Origin of the sequence: Cytobacillus praedii (assembly GCF_001439605.1) — a bacterium.
Taxonomy (GTDB): domain Bacteria; phylum Bacillota; class Bacilli; order Bacillales; family Cytobacillaceae; genus Cytobacillus; species Cytobacillus praedii.
In genome coordinates this window covers 114,674-135,471 of sequence record NZ_LMBX01000006.1, presented here as the reverse complement: position 1 = coordinate 135,471, position 20,798 = coordinate 114,674, and the positions used below count along the sequence as shown (strand labels likewise).

Annotated in this window: 20 protein-coding genes; 3 read left to right on the top strand and 17 right to left on the bottom strand. The window is 36.4% G+C overall.

Features of this window, described 5'->3' with window-relative positions; genetic code table 11:
* Window positions 1–160 precede the first annotated feature (160 nt).
* A complete protein-coding gene (locus ASU02_RS08780; protein WP_057763049.1) occupies window positions 161–1,213 on the top strand; it encodes a flavin-containing monooxygenase in 1,053 nt (350 codons plus the stop codon).
* 227 nt (window positions 1,214–1,440) lie between these two features.
* Here the strand turns inward: ASU02_RS08780 and ASU02_RS08775 are convergent, their stop codons facing one another.
* From ASU02_RS08775 to ASU02_RS08730, 10 genes are all read right to left on the bottom strand, one after another.
* Window positions 1,441–1,878 carry a GNAT family N-acetyltransferase gene (locus tag ASU02_RS08775; RefSeq protein ID WP_057763048.1) on the bottom strand — a complete coding sequence of 146 codons (438 nt, stop codon included), beginning with the start codon at window positions 1,876–1,878 and terminating at the stop codon, window positions 1,441–1,443.
* Between the two features lie 152 nt (window positions 1,879–2,030).
* The gene (locus ASU02_RS08770; protein ID WP_269745970.1) at window positions 2,031–4,265 is read right to left on the bottom strand and encodes a poly(ethylene terephthalate) hydrolase family protein; all 2,235 of its coding nucleotides are present in this window, start codon (window positions 4,263–4,265) and stop codon (window positions 2,031–2,033) included.
* A gap of 136 nt (window positions 4,266–4,401) precedes the next feature.
* Window positions 4,402–5,559 (bottom strand): sensor histidine kinase, encoded by a 1,158-nt coding sequence (locus tag ASU02_RS08765; protein ID WP_057763046.1) that lies wholly within the window; start codon window positions 5,557–5,559, stop codon window positions 4,402–4,404.
* Window positions 5,556–6,269, bottom strand: coding sequence for a response regulator transcription factor (locus tag ASU02_RS08760; RefSeq protein WP_057763045.1), 714 nt, complete (start codon window positions 6,267–6,269; stop codon window positions 5,556–5,558). The genes ASU02_RS08765 and ASU02_RS08760 overlap by 4 nt, the downstream gene beginning before the upstream one ends.
* A 213-nt stretch (window positions 6,270–6,482) precedes the next feature.
* Entirely contained in the window at window positions 6,483–7,106 is a 624-nt protein-coding gene (locus ASU02_RS08755; RefSeq protein ID WP_057763044.1) for a response regulator transcription factor, read from the bottom strand.
* Window positions 7,072–9,330 carry a sensor histidine kinase gene (locus ASU02_RS08750; protein WP_057763043.1) on the bottom strand — a complete coding sequence of 753 codons (2,259 nt, stop codon included), beginning with the start codon at window positions 9,328–9,330 and terminating at the stop codon, window positions 7,072–7,074. Before ASU02_RS08750 ends, ASU02_RS08755 begins: the two co-directional genes overlap by 35 nt.
* Before the next feature lie 83 nt (window positions 9,331–9,413).
* Window positions 9,414–10,223, bottom strand: a complete 810-nt coding sequence (locus ASU02_RS08745; protein WP_057763042.1) for a CPBP family intramembrane glutamic endopeptidase — start codon at window positions 10,221–10,223, stop codon at window positions 9,414–9,416.
* A gap of 323 nt (window positions 10,224–10,546) precedes the next feature.
* The gene (locus ASU02_RS08740) at window positions 10,547–11,434 is read right to left on the bottom strand and encodes an alpha/beta hydrolase (protein WP_057763041.1); all 888 of its coding nucleotides are present in this window, start codon (window positions 11,432–11,434) and stop codon (window positions 10,547–10,549) included.
* Window positions 11,435–11,731: 297 nt separating this feature from the next.
* The gene (locus ASU02_RS27370) at window positions 11,732–12,925 is read right to left on the bottom strand and encodes an ABC transporter permease (RefSeq protein ID WP_057763040.1); all 1,194 of its coding nucleotides are present in this window, start codon (window positions 12,923–12,925) and stop codon (window positions 11,732–11,734) included.
* Between the two features lie 298 nt (window positions 12,926–13,223).
* Window positions 13,224–13,811 (bottom strand): TetR/AcrR family transcriptional regulator, encoded by a 588-nt coding sequence (locus tag ASU02_RS08730; protein WP_057763039.1) that lies wholly within the window; start codon window positions 13,809–13,811, stop codon window positions 13,224–13,226.
* A 230-nt stretch (window positions 13,812–14,041) separates the two neighbouring features.
* Between ASU02_RS08730 and ASU02_RS08725 the strand changes: the two genes are divergently transcribed.
* Window positions 14,042–15,235: an MFS transporter gene (locus ASU02_RS08725; protein WP_057763038.1), complete on the top strand. Its 1,194-nt coding sequence runs from the start codon at window positions 14,042–14,044 to the stop codon at window positions 15,233–15,235.
* 283 nt (window positions 15,236–15,518) lie between these two features.
* Here ASU02_RS08725 and ASU02_RS08720 read toward each other — a convergent pair whose 3' ends face one another.
* The 7 genes from ASU02_RS08720 to ASU02_RS08690 form a co-directional block, all read right to left on the bottom strand.
* Complete coding sequence (locus ASU02_RS08720; protein WP_057763037.1) at window positions 15,519–15,962, bottom strand: YfmQ family protein; 444 nt, start codon at window positions 15,960–15,962, stop codon at window positions 15,519–15,521.
* Window positions 15,963–16,045: 83 nt separating this feature from the next.
* Window positions 16,046–16,237 carry a hypothetical protein gene (locus ASU02_RS08715; RefSeq protein ID WP_057763036.1) on the bottom strand — a complete coding sequence of 64 codons (192 nt, stop codon included), beginning with the start codon at window positions 16,235–16,237 and terminating at the stop codon, window positions 16,046–16,048.
* 352 nt (window positions 16,238–16,589) lie between these two features.
* Window positions 16,590–17,324, bottom strand: coding sequence for a polysaccharide deacetylase family protein (locus ASU02_RS08710; protein ID WP_057763035.1), 735 nt, complete (start codon window positions 17,322–17,324; stop codon window positions 16,590–16,592).
* A gap of 265 nt (window positions 17,325–17,589) precedes the next feature.
* Window positions 17,590–17,913, bottom strand: a complete 324-nt coding sequence (locus ASU02_RS08705) for a hypothetical protein (protein ID WP_057763034.1) — start codon at window positions 17,911–17,913, stop codon at window positions 17,590–17,592.
* 92 nt (window positions 17,914–18,005) lie between these two features.
* Window positions 18,006–18,572 carry a hypothetical protein gene (locus ASU02_RS08700; protein ID WP_057763033.1) on the bottom strand — a complete coding sequence of 189 codons (567 nt, stop codon included), beginning with the start codon at window positions 18,570–18,572 and terminating at the stop codon, window positions 18,006–18,008.
* A 199-nt stretch (window positions 18,573–18,771) separates the two neighbouring features.
* The gene (locus tag ASU02_RS08695; RefSeq protein WP_057763032.1) at window positions 18,772–19,167 is read right to left on the bottom strand and encodes a hypothetical protein; all 396 of its coding nucleotides are present in this window, start codon (window positions 19,165–19,167) and stop codon (window positions 18,772–18,774) included.
* 100 nt (window positions 19,168–19,267) lie between these two features.
* Window positions 19,268–19,996 (bottom strand): alpha/beta hydrolase, encoded by a 729-nt coding sequence (locus tag ASU02_RS08690; protein ID WP_057763031.1) that lies wholly within the window; start codon window positions 19,994–19,996, stop codon window positions 19,268–19,270.
* Between the two features lie 252 nt (window positions 19,997–20,248).
* Here ASU02_RS08690 and ASU02_RS08685 point away from each other — a divergent pair, with 252 nt between their 5' ends.
* Window positions 20,249–20,797: a sigma-70 family RNA polymerase sigma factor gene (locus ASU02_RS08685; RefSeq protein WP_057763030.1), complete on the top strand. Its 549-nt coding sequence runs from the start codon at window positions 20,249–20,251 to the stop codon at window positions 20,795–20,797.
* Window position 20,798: the final 1 nt, after the last annotated feature.

Genomic DNA, 20,798 nt, shown 5'->3' with positions numbered 1-20,798 from the left:
TTTTTTATTTGGAATTTAATTTAAATAGACAACTATTTTTAAAATAATATTCAAATATACGTTTGAATGATATCTTTTATTCGTTTATAATTGGATATAACATTCAAACGAACGTTTGATTGAATTGGGTAAGATATTTTAATCATATGGGGTGTTTTAAATGCTAGATGTCGCAATTATAGGTGCTGGTCAAGCTGGTTTAGCAATGGGATATTGGTTATCCAAATCTCAAACTCCGAAAAAGTTTCTTATCATTGATAAGGTTTCAAGGGTCGGTGAAGTCTGGAGAAAGCGATATGATTCATTAGTTTTATTTACTCCAAGAGCGTACAGTTCCTTACCGGAGTTAACATTAGTTGGTAATGTGCACGAATTTCCTGCCAAAGATGAAATTGCAGATTACCTTGAAAATTATGCAATACATTTTAACTTGCCTCTTCAACTTGAAACAGAAGTACAGAAGGTAGAGGAAGAAAAAGATGTTTTTAGCATTTATACAAATAATGGCACTTTTCTATCAAAACAAGTGGTTGTAGCTTCTGGACCTTTTCATACGCCTTTTATCCCTGCCATTAATAAAAATTTAAATCCAGATATATCATCTATCCACTCTTCAGAATATAAAAATTCAAGTCAGCTACAAACCGGTAATGTTCTTATTGTTGGGGGTGGCAACTCTGGGGCACAAATTACTGCAGAACTTTCAGATTCTCGAGAAGTTCATCTTTCAGTTGGTCAAAAAATCAGATACTTCCCTCTTACAATTTTTAAGAAGAGTTCATTCTGGTGGTTTGACAAAATCGGGATTTTAAAAGCAACGAATGATTCATGGGTTGGAGAAAAAGTTCGAGAAACAGGAGATCCGATTTTCGGTTTTGACCTAAAAAAATTAGTCGAAGAAGGAAAGGTCCATTTACATCCTAGAACTTTATCTATTAACAGCAAGTCAGTTAAATTTGCAGATAACAAAGAACTTGATGTTCAAAATATCATATGGGCTACTGGTTTTAAGGCTGATTATCGTTGGATTCACATCGAAGGAATAATGAATGAAGCTGGTATGCCTATACATAACCGTGGGATTACGAATAAAAAGGGATTTTATTTTTTAGGGCTGCCTTGGTTACATAAAAGAGGTTCTTCTCTTCTCTTAGGAGTTGGTGAAGATGCCGAGTTCATAGCCCAGATTATTGAAAGTGAAAATAAAATGTAAAATAAAGATTTTTAATGTATTTTACAGGAACCAAATATAAAGTTATAACAACATCACTAGATCCTTTTATCTTTATTCCAAAAAATTAATTCTACATAAAAAAAGACCAGATTCACACTTTTACATGTGAATCTGGTTATAAATATTGGAAGACTAAAAACAGTTGCAGCTTGTGTTTTAAAAAAGCTCTATAGAATAAGTGTTCATGTTACAAGCTGCTTTCTAAACTAAAAACGATATCTTGCTAACATTTCTCCCCATGGAGCCACCCCTACTTCTTGAAAACCTACACTTGCATATAGTCTTCTCCCCTGTTCATTTTCAGGTTGGTAGCCAAGCCATATGACTTCCGTGCAATCATCTCTCCTCCCAATGTCATCAATAATTAGCTTCATTGCGTTCTTTCCATATCCATATCCTTGAAAATGCTCGTCAATCATAAATCTATATATCCAGTAGTTTTGATCGTCTGAATCGATCCCATACATGGCGAAACCTATTAGCTTTTCTTCACAATAAATGGATCTTATCTTTAGCTGTGGAGAAAATTTACTTTCTGCAATTGAATATAAATTTGAAGCGATAAAACCTTGCTGCTCCTGCTTTACCTTCAGGTTAATACACTCTTCCCAATTATTTTGGTCAATCAATCTTAGACTAATCAAATTTAAAATTCCCCTATTCTTTGTAAAAAACTTTATAATATAAAATTATCCTACTTATTTATACCATTTCTTCTCGCATAACCCCTGTTAGTAAATGAACACAATTAATATACCAGGCATTAGGAAGCTTAATAATAAACTTCATGTTCACATTATTTTTCATTCCTAATCCCAATATTATTTATTAAAACCTTCCCCTGCTTCGTTAAATTAAATTGAAAATGTATTTTTGCTAATTTCAAAGAATCAAACTGAGGATTCACGTCCTTAAAATCATTTAATAAAAATGCGTAATGCTGAAATACCGGCTCTGTAATATTGCCTATATTAGAAAAAGGTCTTTTCAGCAATCTCCCCTTTACTGCTGGTGGTAATTTGGAAATATGATGAAGAGGCAGACTTGCTTTTTCACCGTCGCTATCTTCTATAGTGATTGTAAAATCAATTAGCTTTTCATTTTTCACAGCCTTTTCATCATTTGCAAGAGAAAATACTATAGAATCATTTTTCTGTAACTCAATCCCTTTATCAGGCAGTGTTACTGTGTAAGATGCTGGAGGGGAGTCATTTGATTCCCAGCCTAAATGCACTGCACTGTAATCAGCCTCTTTTAATTTCATTTTGACTTTTTCTTCTTTCCATTCCATTAAATTTTCACCTGATAGTTTGCCGCCCGGGACAGTGGTTGTGTTTAGATCAATATCTTCGTTATACGCAGCGATTAAAGATGTTTGCGAATCGTAATAATTATTGATATACAGTGTGTCAGGAAGCCACTCTTTAGCATAACCTAAATCTTTAAATACTTCTTTGTATTGTTTCTCTTCTTTCAACGTACTATCTAGAAAAGCCGATATCAATACTTTAGCGATGGTTTCTTGCTGATCGTGCGGCATAATTTGTTTTAGATTAAAGAGTTGGTTAGCTGTTCCAGCTCCATCGCGTCGTCCCCATTCTTCATTAAATTGTCCATGATTAGCTCCATAAATATAGACGGAAGCATTCATATAATCTTCCTGATTCGTGTAGGAAATCCGGTTTTGCTGATTCGTGCTGTCAAAGCTGTTTACATCCATATCATGCGCCCCTTGCAGTGCCAAATAATTTACGTTTTTTAACGGAATGGCTTTTCCTGCAGGTAAATATAGACCATCTATTCCAGCAATAGAAATGAGTGTGCGGATAGAGAAGTTAAAATCAAATTGAATATTTCCGTTATTAGGCGGGTGTTGCATTTCGTTAAAAGCAGCTGCAATCGCAATAGCTTCTCCACCCCTGGAATGCCCGATCAATGCAATTTGTTCCATATCCACCTTTTGATAAAAAAGATTATTTTTAGTACTGTTCCATTCTTTCCACGTCTGTAAATGTTCCAGTAATAATAAACCTCTCGCTGGACTCTCATTCACAAGTGGGCTGACCAAAAACAAATCATTGTAAGGGGAAGCGTTTAGAAAATTCTCATCTATAGATACGACTATATAGCCTCTGCTCGCAAGAAGGTTCCCTAAATATTCGTAACCTGTATCAGAGTAATCAGTCATTAAATGGTTTCCATGAACAATCATAACTAAAGGAAAGTCTCCTTTTCCCTCTGGGTACCATACATGCCCATTTAATGGCATTCTATCAGGTCCAAAACCAAGTGTTCTCGTGCGAATAGAAGACCACTTTTCTACATAATCGCTAGCATCTACTGTTTTAGTTAATAGAGAATTTTTTTGGCTAAATTCTTCCCGATAAGTATTTGGACTCCTATAAGTGAGCTTCTTAACTGGATAGCTGCCTGGTTTCGCTGGATTATTAAGCAAGGCCTTGTCATACCGATTCGATGTTTTCAGCTGCTTTAATACAATTTCTGGAGGGGTCGCTTCCCCAGGGTGAATCAGCCAAACACTCCATACGCCTATCCCGATAGTCAACATAAATAAACAAGTGAGGACGCTAACTTTTTTAATTTGTTTTGCATTTTTATAACTGCCTTTTAACCATTTAAATAGTAGTGAACCCCATATAGATACGGCAACTGCTACTATTAGAATAAATGGGATAGCTACATTTAAAGGGCCGAAAAAGCAGAACAAGAGAAATATAAGTGAACATAACAATACCCATATATAACGGCTAGGAATTTTTTTGACTCCATGTAATAAGAGAGTGATAACTCCACTTAAGAGTGCTATGAAAATAATAAATATAACCATTCCAATAGTGAAGTCTAATAAACTGCGCTGATCTAATAAAAACTTACCTTGAATAAAAATTAATAGAATTGCCAAGGTACTTATAGAAATAGCTGCACCTTTCCAGCCAAATGACAATGGCTCTGTACGCTTTCGTTTGACATATAACTTTCTAACAAGATACGTGAGTTTCTTTTTTAACACTTCCAATATTTCATCCCCCTACCTACAACCTATTTAAAAATCACACTACTGTAGGTTAAAGGATGACTCTTTCTACATGCTTTCATCTGTCTTTCATAAATCTTACATTTACTCATGGATATTTAGATAAAAAAAATTAGTTGAATGCTAGAGCATTCCTTGGAAAGAATAGGTTGAAATTTGTCCCGCCATTCGATGTCAGCGTAATAGTTCCACCATGTTTTTCGATAACTTGTTTGGCAATTGCAAGTCCTAACCCTGTACCACCATCGCTCTTGCGCGACTGATCCCCGCGAACAAAAGCATCAAATATGTTATCTTTAATTGCTGGTGGAATGCCCACCCCATCATCTTGAATATAAATTTCAATGCCTTCTATCGTTGTCGAAAGCTTCAATTGCACGGTTGTACCTGGTGGATTATATTTTAATGCATTTGAGAGAATGTTAGATATAGCTCTGTATAACCATGTATAGTTAAATGGAAATTTGATTTCGCCTTTAGGGATATCAAATTGAAAGATAAAATTTTTTTCTGCAAATACTTCGTAATATTCTGCAGCGATTTCTCTTGTAAATTCAGCTATATCAGCTATTTGAAAGTTAAAAGGATACTGAGGGCTATCCAGTTTAGATAAAGCAAAAATGTCGTCAATGAGTATTGATAGAAGCTCCGCTTTATCAGAGATTAAACGTAAAACTCGCTGCCGTCGGTCGTCTTCATTAATTAGCCCCAATTCCATCGCTTCGACATACCCTCTAATTGTGGTGATCGGTGTCTTTAGATCATGTGAGAGGTCCACAAGCATACGTTGCTTGTTTTCCTCTAGGTGCTGCTTTTCCTTTTTTATTCGTTCTAGTTTTTCTGCCATCGTATTAAAATCGTCTTGGATTTGGGCAAGTTCATAACTTGCTTTAAATTTTAGCCGTTTATTGTATTGACCACTAGCAATATCTAGGATGCCATCTGCAATGGAACGAAGTGGCGTGGTAAGCCTGGATGCCGTCCATTTTCCAAAAATATATACAGCAATCATCAATAAAGAGAGAAAGAGAAGAAGAGTCTGCAAGAGCATTTTGTAAAAGTCCTGTTCGTGGTTTTGATTATCCTGCCCTTCCATTGAATTAACCGTTTCAGTTAGAACTGTATCGTTTGCATGGGTTATGCCCGCAAAATAATTAAGAATCTGCTCATTTAATAAAAACAATGAAAAGGCAGCAATAAGTGCAATGATAATAAAGAAATAACTATATGTAATAATCAACATCCGCTGAAGTCGGTTCTTTGATTTCATGGAATCAGCTCATCTTTCTTGGCAAACCGATAACCAAGTCCGCGAATGGTTTTTATATATACCGGTTTCCTTGGACATTTTTCAATTTTTTCACGAATTCTGCTGATTTGAACCATAATTGCATTGTCATCTGCAATATAATACTCATCCCATGCACGTTCAAAAATTTGTTTTTTTGTAAAGACGCGTCCGGGTTCACTCATCAATAGTTTTAACAGTTCATATTCTCGAGCACTGAGTGAAATTGGTTTGTCTTTGATATATAATACACATTCGCTTTGTGACAAAATTAAATGCCCTAACTTCAGGTGAGAGGGCTGTTGAGCAGAGAATGAGTCATTAAATTCATAAAACCTCCGCAACTGGGCTTGAACTCTAGCCATAACTTCTAAAGGACTAAATGGTTTAGAAATATAATCATCTGCTCCTAATTTCAATCCTGTTATTTTATCGAAGTCTTGGCTTTTGGCTGATAGTAAAATAACAGGGATTTTATATTCTTCACGGATCATTTGCAGCAATTGGTACCCATTGATGATTGGCATCATTATATCAATAATAGCAAGGTCAATCGCGTGATTTTTCAACAGATCGAAAGCTGTTTTGCCATCTAACGCTTCTAATGTAATATATCCTTCCGCTTTTAAGTAAAGTTTTAACAAGTCTACAATATCAGGATCATCATCAACGATCATTATCGTTTTGACCATAGTCTATCCTCCTTTACATTTCATTTATTGGATTCTATTTCTCAATCTTCCATTCCTTTTAGATGTGTGAATTGTAAGGTAAATGAAAGATTAGTAGATATCTGAACCGAACATTTTTTAAAATTAACGTAAATTGAATTTCAATACAATATCAACCCGCTACGCCATAAAATTGACAGTATAATTAAGGGAGGACTCCCTTCTATACCAGTTTTAGTCATACAAGCGTTCTAGCAATCCTATCTCATAGCCCTTTGCTACAGCTCCAACCCTTGTCTTCACATCAAGCTTTCGGTTAATAGCAGCCATATGATATTCTACCGTGCGCTGGCTCATCGCTAACTCCCTGGCAATTTCCTTATTTGTCTTCTCCAGTGCAATTTGCTTTAGTACTTTCTTCTCTGTCGGTGTCAATTGATCTGCTCTCTGTAATATAGTCATTTTCTCCGGTATAAGCCGAAGCCCTAGCATACTCTGCCGGATGGCGTTTATAATTTGTGGATAGGTCGCCTGTTTAGATAAATAAGCGTGAATGCCTATCTCATACGCTTTATGCACATACTCATCGTAGACATAACCTGACAGTACGATTAACCTGATTGCCATATCGAAAGTCTTCTTTATTTCTACCGCCAAGTCGAATCCTGTCATACCTGGCATTGAAATATCAATAATGGCGACGTCCGGTTTCAATGCACCTATACGTTTTAGCATCACGGACGGGTCATTGAAGGTCCCTACGACCAGCATATCCTTCTCACGCTCCAGGCGATTCTTCAATCCCTCCAGGACAAGCGGGTGATCATCTAGTAGTATCACCTTGATTGGTTGCTCCATATTTTTCTTCACCTCCCTGTTTCGGCAGCCTAATGCGGACAATCGTTCCGCGTTCAGCTCCTGAGTCAATCTCGATGTTGCCTCCAAATTGGGCGATTTGACTGCTGATCGTGACAAGCCCGAATCCTTGAGAATCAGACCGAATCCCGCTCACATTTGCTGGATCGAATCCGATGCCGTCATCGCTAATTTGTCCGCAGAACGCACCATCTATTTCCCATAACCGAATCTCTAGCTTTTGTGCCCTGGCATGCTTGACTGTATTATTAGCAAGTTCACGCACTATGCGGAATAGCGTCATCTTGTATAACGAAGGCAACGTAGTCGGCAGTTTGTTTTCCAATTTGATAGCTGGGCCGCCATTCTCCTTAACTGTACGAACGAGCCAGAGAAGTGCTGCATCTAAGCCTGCCTGATCAATGATATGCGGGTATAAATGATCACACAGCATTCGGATATCACGTTGCGTATCATACAAACATTTCAACCAGACGGCAGTCAGCTGCTTGTCACTTTGTTCGGTATCGTGTAATTCTTCTAAATCCCGTGCAAGAAAGATTAGGTTTTGCAAAACATGATCATGCAAATAATAAGACATTCGAACCCGCTCTGCCTGCTGTGCCTCAAGTATTTTGAATTCCGTGGTTTCCTTTGGTAACTCACTTTTCGCATTTCGTAGATCATCGAGTAGGGCAGCACCCATTAGTAGACGGACGGTTTCTAGCCTGACTTTGTCGATTAAGCTAAGCTCTTCTGATGTAAAGGATGTATGATTCTTTTTTGAACCAAGGCCCAAATAGCCAATGACCATTCCGTCGGGCTGCACAAGATCCATGACTTGTGCAAAAACACTCAAGTCGGATTGACGGAAATGGCTTAACGTCCGCATCTCGACAAAAGGCCCTGTTCCATAGAAAATAGGTTCACTTCCCCGCTTCCAAACGAAGCAAAGTCCCTCGATGTCTGTCACGCTGTGGACAAGCTCTGTAGGCATTCGTAATAGATCACGGCTATTGCGATGCTCAGCGAACCTTATCGACATTTCCAAGCGCTGTCGATCCAGACGATTTACCCGTTTCTCCCGCTGCCGTTTAAAGTTATCAAGCCCGATTCGATGCAGCCATGTCAGGCCAACGAACACGCCACACAATGTTAGTGTTACTAAAGATGCACTAGAGCGGATGAGTGCCGCAATCAGGATTATTGCAAGCCCAACATACAACCCATGAATAACTAAACTGGGAAGATAGAAGCGGATGTCGAGCAGCTTTTGTCTAGCCCAAAGCCAAAGTATGGAAGCAGGAAGGATAACGAGACCCGCCAATGTCATATCTGGCAGCGCTATGTATTCCCCCCATAGCAGGTCGGGGAGTGCATACAGAAACAGGTAGGGCATCAGTCCAAATGTTAACGCGGTAACAAATGTCAGCAACCGGTTTTTTTCAGCTCGATCCAAGCCGCGCCAATATACGAAAGCAATTACTAATATGGCAAGTAATGTACCAATCAGAGCTGCATTAAGAGCACTTCTGGTCCACCCAGGGATTTCCCCAAGCGAGAAAACCAGTAACGCGTATACGGCGAATAAGGCAGCCAATCCTCTGTAGGAAGCCATCACTAAACCAATCCACCCTGGGACCGTACGAAATACAAAGGCAACGAAGAAGGCAAACAGCAGGTAAGGCAGCCAACTTGCAACGACAGGCAACATTAGTCCAGTAAGCACCATCTCTGTCGAATAGACCGATAGCAGCGTCGCCGCCATGAATATGTTCAGTGCATAAAAACGGCGTACCATATATGACTCAGGCTTGTTCCGATAAGCAGCCAGTCCGATAACCATTAGTGACAGTTCCGCGCAGGCTGCAAACAAACTCTTATACAAATCTGGCATTCCTGCGTCGATTCTTAATTCGAAGCGACTCAGACCCTCACGCTCAAATTCAAGTGCCCCCAATCGCTTCAAATAAGCACGATCACCGAGCTTCATCACTTCTGGATTTTGTCCGTCAACTGACAGAAGTCTGTCACCGATTTGGACGTTCTCTCTCGCTTTACCGTCCGTATCGATGGAAGCAACGACCCAGGTGCCCCCATCTTCGCGGAACATTAAACCAGTATATGGGTTTTTTAATGTGATGGCATGAATATAAACCGCAACAAGCAGGAATAATAAGGCTGAGCCGTATACTGCCATATTATATTTGCGTGCAATTTCCGGCAAATTGCATCACCTCTCTTCGAATCTATTACTTTAAAAAATCAACAAGTCGTTCATAAAAGCCAAGGTACATAACAAACGAGGGCTTATCGCACACCAACCAAATACATATTAATCATTCCCCATATAAAATTGACGAACAGATGCAGCAAGATTGCTCCATAAATATTTTTCCGCAGCTTGACTAAGATTTCTTCCGGGATAATTACAGCTATCGGAACGTACGCCCAGTTGATTGGTGCTTGCCACATATGATAAAACTGAAAAATAATCGCAATCCATAGCCAGTCAAGTTTGAGGCGTCCAACCTTACGCAGTAGATAGCCGCGAAAGTAAATTTCCTCGCCAATAAAGTTTCCAATTAGGCCAATTAGTAACAGCAGCAAGGGAAAGTTCGGGTCGTAATACCCTTGATAAAAAACATGCCATTCCCCCATATGGAAAGACGGGAATCCATTCAACCATTCAAAGAACGGAGGATAGACGTATTTTACATAAGGCAACGCTAATAACGTGAATAGAATGGTCAAAATCGGAAAGATGAGCAAAAGTCCTTTCAAATCAAGTCTGGCAAAACCTAAGTATACGAGCGATTCCTTGAATGAAAGTCCGTCCTTAAAACGAAGCATCAGGAAAGGAATAAGCATATGCCAGCCAGCGCTCATGAGGACGAGAACATATAACTGCACATAGTGAGCTGATAAGCCGGTCCATGCCATCATCACTTCTCGAAGCGGATAGATGAACAAATATGCAATCAGGCCGGGTAACAAGCCAAGAAACAAATAGAAGGAGATTTCTTTCTTTGTTTTGGCTTCAAATTTACGCACAAAATCGACATAGGTCGGATCGGACAAATTGAAAAAATTAACAAATTTATAATAGACCTTGGACATGACAACATCCCTCCATACATTCTCAAAATGAGTGTTAAGCACTTAGTACACTCTTTGATCATAGTGGAATTCGCTGTCATCAGAATCCGTATTGGCCGTCAACTTTCTGTTTTCCAACGCATTATTTTTGCGTGTTCACGCAAAGAGCGGTAACGCTCTATTTGTTGTGATACTCAAACTTCTCTTTCTATACAAAAGTTCAATAAATTCCTACCGAAATATATTCGTCCTTGTTGAACTAACGCACTAGTTCGTTCAAGAAAAAAGGATGAAGTATACTTCATCCACTCGTTGAGATTTTTGCTCACTTTTATTTCATTTAATCACTCTTTTTTCCTTACAGGCTGTATAGGATTATAAGAATCTAGCCCTAATTGTCCCGTAATCCATTGCATTCGCTCTCTATAAGCAGTATCGCACGCTGTAAAAAGATGGTCAGTTTCATACCAAGCAACTTCTTTCGGTGAACTTGCAACCGTGTAATATGTTTTCGCTTGGTCTTTTGAGATAAATTCGTCATTACGACTAAATTGAAAGAACAGTGATGCAGGTGCAGCTTTTTTAATGTAATGTACTGCATCCAATGGCTCCAACTCAGTGATAAATTTATTAAATTGTTCTCCCGATAACATATTGCGAATTAAAACTGCTAATGGGTGTTCACTTGTTTTATGCCATTTGGACACGCTGGAAAACCCAGCCATAAGAACGTATGCTTTAATTCGTTCATCAACTCCAGCAAGTACTCCACCCCAAGTGGCTCCCAGGCTATGCCCAACATATACAAGTCGATCAGAGTCAACATATTCAAAGCTTGAAAGTAGATCAATACCCCTTCGAAGGTCTACAACAGTCTGAATGTATCCCTGAATGTTAACTACCCCCTCTACAATAAGGGTTAGTTCCTGTTCTTGTGACAAATCCTGGGGAGGAGCTTTTCGCATAGAAGGTGCATCAATTAATAGAGAAATGATCCCTTTCGAAGCCAAATCCTCAGCTTCCGATAAAAACGTCGCTCGATTCCCTTGGCCAGGGTGCAAAAAAACGACTGCTGGAAAAGACTGTCCTTCTTTATTTGGAACAACTAAATAAGCAGGTATCCTCCCACCAAGTGGGCTTAAATAGGATACATCCCTGACTGTATAACCATCCTTCCTAATAATTGAAAATTCCTTAAATCCTAAAGGCAAAGATCGCTCATACTCAAACACTTATACCACTCTCCCAGGATAGTTTAATTATTTATGAATCTACAAAATTAAAATACCATAATTTACTATATTTGTTAAACACTTATATACCCTGTTCAAACTGCACCTTTACTTTTAAGTAAATGTATCCAAAATATCTTGTGTTAGCTTTATATGTTGACATTGCTGCTCCACAATATGGCCCTCCTCATGAAAAAAGACGCTTTCCTTATTTCAGAAATGCGTCCGTTTATTGCGAATAAGGCAAAAATGCCTTCTCAGTAATTTTACTAAAGCCTCAGTTAGTAGAATACCACGCTATTCTTTACATGCACTTCCTGAGATATTGACTTTCTTTGATACAAAGAAATATACGAATACATAAACGAATAAACTTCCAATTGCAGGATAGTATATTTTTGCAGTAGAAGTATGAATGAACATAGAGAAATAAAGAATAAATAATTGAACATATAATATAACCAAGACAAACTTTAAGAAAGAATCATTTTTCTGGGATATAGAAATAGGGTAAAGAAATACACTTTGTTTAATTTCATGTTGTAGAGGAATTACTTGAAATCCTGTCATAAATACAATGAGGAGATTAAAAATCCAGCCACTTGCTGGTAAAGAATAATTAACAAATATGCCAATTAAAGTTAGTCTAAAATAAAGGTAAAAGTAATCATTGTATCTGATAAACAAGTGTGAGTACAAATATACGAATGTGCTTCTTTGACTATATGGGATACATATCTTTAGAATCATAGTGAGCAAACGTCTTTTCCGAAAAGAACGTTTAAGATTAGGAACATCCATGAAAATATTAATAAATTTAAAGTGTCTTAATAAGGCACTTTCTTCTTCATCTATTAGCCACTGCCAATTCAAATTTCTTTTTTTTCCTAAAAAATAAATTAAATAGACGAAATTTATACTTATTAAAACAATCTCAAAAATCCAGTCATTTTTTAATAAAAAGTAACACATAAAATAGATTGAAAAAAACCAATATAGCCTGTGTAACACCAATTGGACATGGTTCTTTAACCATTGTTCGATCCACTTCATTAAAATGTTATAAGAAACAATTCCCACGATTAAAAAGAAGATTGGAAGGTTTATATTAGTTGTGTGTAAAAATAGAGATAATAAAATGGTAATTATACTTAGCAATTTAATAACATCAATAATAAAACTATATACAAGTGATTTAATAAAATACGGCTTTAATGCCCATTCTAATGGCAACAAAAACATTATATCTGCCCTTTTAATAAATGTACGAACTTTTGTCTGCATTAAAATGAAGGTTACTATTAGGGATAAGATGATTTCAACAGATATTTGAGGAGGTATCCACTGAAGAAATAAATGAAAATAATAAATAAAGATACTACTAATGACAAGAAAAAAATAAACAACATTCGCACCGATTATTGAATAGTACCTGAACATTTTCCGATAAAATTCTTGAATCCTTAAACCCCATAATGTTTTTATATCCATTCATACACCCATACTTTCATCTTTCCTCACTTCTATATATGAATTATACATCATAAAGCTCTTATACAAACCTGCTTACAATAGCTGAATTATAACATTTGGGAACCTATACCAATATTAACATAAAACGCCATTTTTATTTATAAATGTTATTTTGTTAAGTAAATGGCCCGATTGTTGAACAAGAAAAAATCCTGTCAATTAACACAGGATTTTGATTTTTAATCAACCTTCGTTTTAAATAGAAACGCACTCTTAGATGAAAATTACAGACCTATTAGCACCTTCTTAAGACCACTTAGTTAGAACGGATTCCTTCAAAAGCGTTTAATACTAATTGTTGCACATATAGTTCATCCAACGTTTGGCCAGTTACTAGCAAACGATAGAAAATCGGTCCGTAAATTAAATCAATGCATATGTCAATATTAAGATTTTTTTTCAATTCCCCGCGATCAATCCCTTTTTCTAATAGACTTCTTGCTTCAAGTCTGCGAGGACGGAAATATCGATCCCGATAAGCATCTGCCAATCCTGAATCAAACTGTCCTTCTCCTAATAATTGCTTAATAATGGTCCCCTCTTTACTAGTCAAGAACCGAGTTAAATTCGTGGCATGAATTTGAATATCATTATAAGCAGAACCCGTATCAGGTACGGACAATCTTTCAGAAGCAGCATAAAGGAAACCATCCATTACCACAGCAGCCTTATTTGGCCACCATTTATAAATCGTGGCTTTGCTAACTTGGGCACGTTCAGCAATTCTATCAACAGTGACAAATTGAAACCCATTCTCCAACAATAGCTCATAGGACGCGGAAAGGATCGACTTTTGCGCTTCTACATTACGCGGCCTCCCTCTTTTGCCATTCACCTTACTCATCACCATTCTTTCAATTATAAACTATACGTTCAGTATACCAATTATACACAAAAATAAAAAGAAAATTCCTATTTACAAAACTATACGTTCAGTATATTATAATGTTATTCATTTAATAAACTATACGTTCAGTATTTAAAAGGAGAAAAGCTAGTATGACCAATAATCCTGTCTTGAAAAAATGAAGTTTCAGTGTAAAGTAATTTATTTCTTATAAGGAGATGTATTAAATGACTGATTTAAAAAAGCAAACATACACAAAAAACATACCTGCCTGGTATACCATACTTCTAGCTGCTGCATGCGGCATTATTGTCGCTAATCTTTACTATGCGCAACCCTTGGTCGAGGTAATCAGCTCATCCATCGGGCTTTCAGCTAACTGGTCTGGCTTCATTGTTACGTTCACGCAGATTGGTTACGTAGTCGGCTTGCTATTTATTGTTCCTATGGGAGATATTGTTGAAAACCGCAAGCTGGTAGTCGTTTCTTTACTTTTCACAGCAGTTGCCCTTGCAATTACTGCAGTGTCGAAGCAAGCTCTGCTGTTCTTAATTGCTTCATTTGTAATTGGTTTAGGTTCTGTGGCTACGCAAGTACTTGTACCTTTTGCGTCATTTCTTGCAACCGATTCTTCACGCGGTCGTGTTGTCGGCAATGTCATGAGCGGTTTGTTACTTGGCATTATGCTCTCTCGTCCTTTGTCTAGCTTGGTAGCAGACTTTTTTGGATGGCATGCCGTATTTGGTTTGTCTGCCACAGCTGTTATTATTTTAGCTATCGTACTTTCGAAGTTGTTACCTGCAAGAAAGCCTTCAACGGATACTAACTATGCTGCATTACTCAAGTCCATGTGGCACTTGCTGCGAACAACCCCGATATTACGCCGACGTGCTGCCTATCATGCATGTGTATTTGCGTCCTTTAGCTTATTTTGGACAACAGTTCCACAGCTGTTATCTAGCCCTGCATTTCATTTTTCTCAGAAAGGCATTGCATTGTTTGCACTAGTTGGAGTTGCGGGTGCAGTAGCCGCACCCATAGCAGGTCGAATAGCAGACCGCGGCATGACTCGACCCGCAACAGGAATAGCACTCCTTGCTGTCATCATTTCTTTTTTGCTGCCGCTTATAGTCCAAACTAGCACTCCGATCGGAATAGCGGTTCTCGTTGTTTCATCGCTACTATTGGATGCCGGAGTATCAGCTAATCTTGTGCTTGGACAACGCGCGCTTTTCTCATTGAGTCCAGAAATCCGTGGCCGTCTGAATGGACTATTTATGGCTATTTTCTTTTTAGGTGGTGCAATTGGATCTGCAATTGGGGGATGGGCATACGCAGCGGGAGGATGGAGTACTGTATTATGGATTGGTATTGCTTTCCCAATAGCAGCCATTCTTTATTTTGCCACTGAGAAGAAGTAGTTCTATGTGTTAATTTTAAAACCTCAAACACATATACCCCCATTCTAAAACGGGGGTATATAATCAATTAGTTAAATATTTTATAATTGTTTAACAAAAAAAGTGAACCTTGATTATTGAAGATTCACCATCCGTTATATCTCTTCCAAAATCCCCTAAATTCGAACATATCAAATCTGCAAATTTAAGTATAGAAAATAAAAAAGTAATCCCCTTAAATTAAAAATGGGATTACTTTTTTATATAATTTATTGACCCTTAAATAATGTTTAACCTTATATCATTACACATTTATACTATTAGAAGCAGTGAAATCTTGTAAATTATCAGATCTAAGATTATAAGAAGCAACTTTTCTTTTCCACTGTTTAACAACAAAAATTTGATCATTCTCACAATAGACATAGAAAATCATATCTCTTTTACTTTTCTTTACATGAATGATAAATGGAATAATATTCGTTTCTGGGTGCAGGAATAATTTTTCATCTCCTGGAAAAATATCGTTCCTTTCTAAGAATGAAGCTTTATTAAAAAAGTCTGTAAAATTAATTTTTTCTTCCCCTTCCAAGTAATTACCATTAAATGTTATAGTCACTTCTTCAGAATCAAGGGTAGGATGAAGTGCAAATTTACTTAAAATCCAATTTACAACTGCACTTGGAGGACTCGTTAACATCTTCAACGTTATTCCAAGAATGATTATAATAAAAGCCGTCCATGTCATATCTATCAACTCCTAGGGTAATTTCTGGGTGCTTAATTCTAAATATCGGTACATAAAGGTAACTTCTATTTAATTTTCGGACTTTAGCTCCAGTTGGGTGAATGAGATAATTCAACCAAAGCGATGACAATATTAATCATAAATATTGCAATGACAATGGGGATAAAAAGAAAAATACTTTTCCCGAACTTTAACCTAATAATTGAAAGAAAGTAGCCGCAAAGAATTAAAACAAAACATGCAGAAATAAGCATGATAAGTAAAATAATGTACATAGAAACCCCTCGCTACATTTTGTTTAAAAATTTCGAAGTACTTACTGATTACATTAGTGACATCCCTTAAATGAATAACTGAATTAACCAGTCCCACATCTTCTTAAGTTAATGGGTTCTTTGAGAAACCAATTCTTTAATCTAGTGAATGTGAATGTCCGGTAACTTACTCTTCTATCATAATGAATTTTAATAATTTTTTCCTCATCCACTTCAATACTTTTTTCCTCATCCATTTTTATAAAAAAGGAAAGAGTCTTTTTAAAAACAAAAAACCGATTCGTTAAATGGAATCGGTTTTTCAAATAATTCTTCTATTTCCATCGACTTCTGCGATAAAGACAATCGGCATTCATTCTCCCTTAACGATCTTTGCAAAGTCATCAAGAGTAGTTGAGTACTTGATATAAATCCGTGGTAAAAGATAGAATTCGTCTTTTATGCCCGTCTCAGAAAATAGTTCAGGAGTTGTCGTAAGTCCAAACATATAGTATTTCTTCGTTTCTTCTACAACCTTGTTATTAAAATTTCCGTATGGATACGCAAGAGCATTAACTGGTTTTCCCGTTATTTTTTGAATTTTATCTTTAGACTCTTTCAGTTCATATTCATAATCCTTTATCTTCGTCAAATCAGGATGTGTAGCAGTATGAGACTGAATGGAGATAATCCCTGAATCAGCCATCATTTTTAAATCGGATTCCGATAAGCGGTTGGAGCGACCGATAAAGTCAGAAATTATAAAAGTAGTTCCAGTTGGTTTAAAATGTTCGTTTTTTAGTTTTTGGAAGATACCAAATGCATTCAAATTATTTTTGTATCCATCATCAAAAGTAATGAAAATGGGTTTGTTTACTTTATTAATGTCTTGCCATTGATCAAAAGTTAATAATGTGTAGCCATGATCTCTTAAATAAATCATTTGATTCTCGAAATTCTTCGGTGTTACATATAACTCCTTAGAACCCTGCCCTTTAAATTCATCAATTGAATGATAGATTAAAATAGGTATTTTACGTTGAGCAAGAGCTTGTGATGGAAGAAGAAATATAAGAAGACATAGGAAAAACATTGCAGACTTTTTCATAAAACTCCTCGCTTTTTATCCTTTTGATTGTTTTTCAATATATTGTTCCTCATAAACACAGGACTATTATGATTTTTCCAATATTGCCTTCCATTTCATCTCCATTGATCAATTGTCACTTTGATAATCCCTTATACGTCCACTAGAAAAAAGGGGCTGTCAAAAAATTTCCTTGCCAATGCAACATCCGCATCTCATCTCTTTCTAACTTCCTCAGTCATTCAACATTTAATATTGTATTTTGCAGTGTTTGACGGCTGTACATTCAATCCTGTTTATTCTTTATCTGTTCACGGATCCTTTGCAGTTCTTCCAAAGGAAGATCACTGAGAGATTCCTTAATTTCTTTCTCAATGAGTTTCCTATTCTTCTCTTGATATAGATTCCACCATTCTCTAAGTCCTTCAGTCTTTTCTAAGATATAGTCGATATCAATCTCTTCTATTTCTTCATCTGATAAATATTCCAACACCGCTGCTAGCATATGAGAAAGCTTTCCAATTTCATCTTTATTTTGTTGATTATTTGACAAATGGCTAACTGTATCCCCTTCCGAGCCTTCGTTAGATTGTGCAGACTTTCGAGGCATTTTCGTCACTCCTTACCTAGCTTAAAAAGATATATCCTTAGTATTACCGTAAAAATGATTGATAAATTAATCTAATTTGATGTTATCTATATTTAATCAATATTTTTAATCAGTAAATGAAGCTCCTCATCAATTGAAGTACCACTTTGACTCTTTGTAATCTCGAAAGGTTTGTTATATAGACAAGCATATTTCAAAGCTAAAAATCCATCTACTGGAAATGTGTAATTTTGCCACTCTTGACGATATCCTAAGATTCCTCGCTGTTTAATAACTCGGTCTAACTCTTTTACGACACATAAAATAAACTCATTAAAGTTACATTTCGTTTTTAGGACTGTTCTCGGCAAATTTGGATTCTTTTTTCTGTCTGCAATCGGATTTTGAGTTTCTGTAATTATAATTTCTAATTCGTCAAAATCACGCTTAAATTCCCAACATAGCAGCATGGGTCCAGTATGCCACGTAATCCCTCCTTTTACTTGATGAAAAGCACCTTCTTTCCAGCTTAATTTACATAACGGATGTACGGATGCAAGATATGAAACAAAATCTCCAAGAGCATCTGAATGAAAAGTAGGATAAAACTCATACGCTTGTTTATTAATTACTAAAACACATTTTGCGTTTCCGCTTCTAATATCTATATATGAAAACATCAAATTGGACCACCCCAGCAATATACTAAAGTCCTTAGTATATACTTATTTATCTCACAAGTTTAAACCTTCCTATTTTTGCAGTCAGATCATTGAGTCATGCATAAACTTTATTGTTTTTGCTTTTAACCTAATGTATTTCTAACGTCATTCCAGTTCTAAAGGAAATTTGTTAGTCCGTACAAATAAAGGATGGAAGTTAGTTTCTCGGTGATATTTTTCTGAAATATTCTCTTATGTCCTTGGGGAGTTCTTCTACCGCAAGTATCTTTAACTTTTCTGTACCTGGTGTTGTCATAACTAGATAAGTTTTTTCATCATATTCAAAAGCAGTAAATTGACTTACACTAATAGCATTTCTGCCCAATTTATTTATATAATCAAAGTCTTCTTTCTTAAAATGATCCTCATACCCTTTTATGGTAAGCTTCTGTGCCTCTTCAAAATCTTTTGCAAATGAAATTGCTTGGTATAGCTCAAGTGAATTTTTAGGTGTAAAAAAGTAAAAATAATACACAGCTCCGCAGCTTATTATTGAAAACATCAGTATGATTATTGCGATCCCTTGTAACGTCATTTTTTTCGGTTTTCCCATAGTACTTACTCTCCTTCACCATCACTTTTCCCACCAAAAACTTCTCCCTCGTACTGCTCGATGCAGCTTTTTAGGTGATTTTTTATATCTTCAGTATGGGTTAAAGGTAAATAGTGATGCCCGTTTTGAATGAGCTGCACTTTGCTAATGGATGGCGTCCTTGAAACGCTTTTATTTTTTCTTTAGCATACTCGTCCAAGTTATTTTCAGCTAGCAGTAAAATTAAAGGAATATCAGGTTGTTTCTTCAGACAATAATCGATCGAATCTACTTCTCTGCTTAAAGCATTATAGGAATCTATATCACAATGATGTCTATAAGAGCCAGCATCCTTTATGTAATTCTCTAAAAAATACTGTTCAAATTGCTCGTACTTCTGTTGTCTTAAACCTTCGATGGAATATATAAATTCATGAACAGCCTCTTTTATTTCCTCAAAATTCTCGATTTTTTGTAAAGTCATTTTTTCTTCTGTACCTTGACGCTCCCCTAAAAAGTAATATCCGCCATCTAGTAAAAATAGAGAATGGACCACATCCGAGTATTTTTGATAAAAAGCCTGAATGATGGTAGCTCCAATAGAATTGCCTACTAAATGGACTTTTGCAGCTTCTAAAGTATCAAGTAACTCCTTTAAATTATCCAGATAGCAATTAATCGAAATATCCTTTGTTTGATAGCCGTTATGTCCGGGCAATTCACAAACAATCCATCGATAATCCTTTAATTGTTTGGCTAACGGTAAATAAAACTCTTTCCGCTCCCCTAATGCTGGGATAGCTAAGATTGTGACATCGCTTTTTCTGTCACCATAAATTTCATAAATCATCATATACTCCTATCCTATTTGTTCTATTAATGTCGGAATATTCATTCTTTTATTATACAGAAAATGTGTAAAGAATGGTATATTAACCCAATTTCGCACCATCCTTGTAACGGAACCTAATAATCTATGGAGGTTTTAAAGAAAAGAATCACCCACTAAGAATATACATTGCAAAATATGAATCTGTTATTGTTTTTTTCAAACCATAATGATGGCAGCTTCGTCTAAAATGTAGGAAGAGGTGATAACTAGATGAGTGAGCTTAGGCATTTTTTGGTGACAATTGAAAGTTTGGAAGAAAAAGAACTGATCATTGATCAATTAATGCAAGAATATAGTGATGATCTTCTGCATCTCGTATATACATATGTAAAAAATCGAACGACAGCGGAGGATTTAACCCAAGAGATATTTATTAAGTGTTATGAAAAATTAGGTCAGTTTAGTCAACGATCTTCAATAAAAACTTGGGTATATCGAATCGCTTGCAATCATTGTAAAGACTATTTAAGAAGCTGGCATTATCGCAAAATAACGCTAAACGAGAAAATTTTTGATTATATCCCTTCCAAATCCATTCATGTTGAAGAGGAGATCATTGCGAAGAATGAAGAAGAAAGTTTGACTCAAGCTGTCATGAATTTACCAATTAAGTACAGAGAAGCAGTTTTTCTTCATTACTATGAGGAGATGCCATTAGCAGAGATAAGCAAAGTTACTTCTGTCAATATAAATACGATAAAAACTAGATTAAAACGAGCGAAGGAGTTACTTAAGGACAAGCTGATTAAGGAGGATTAAT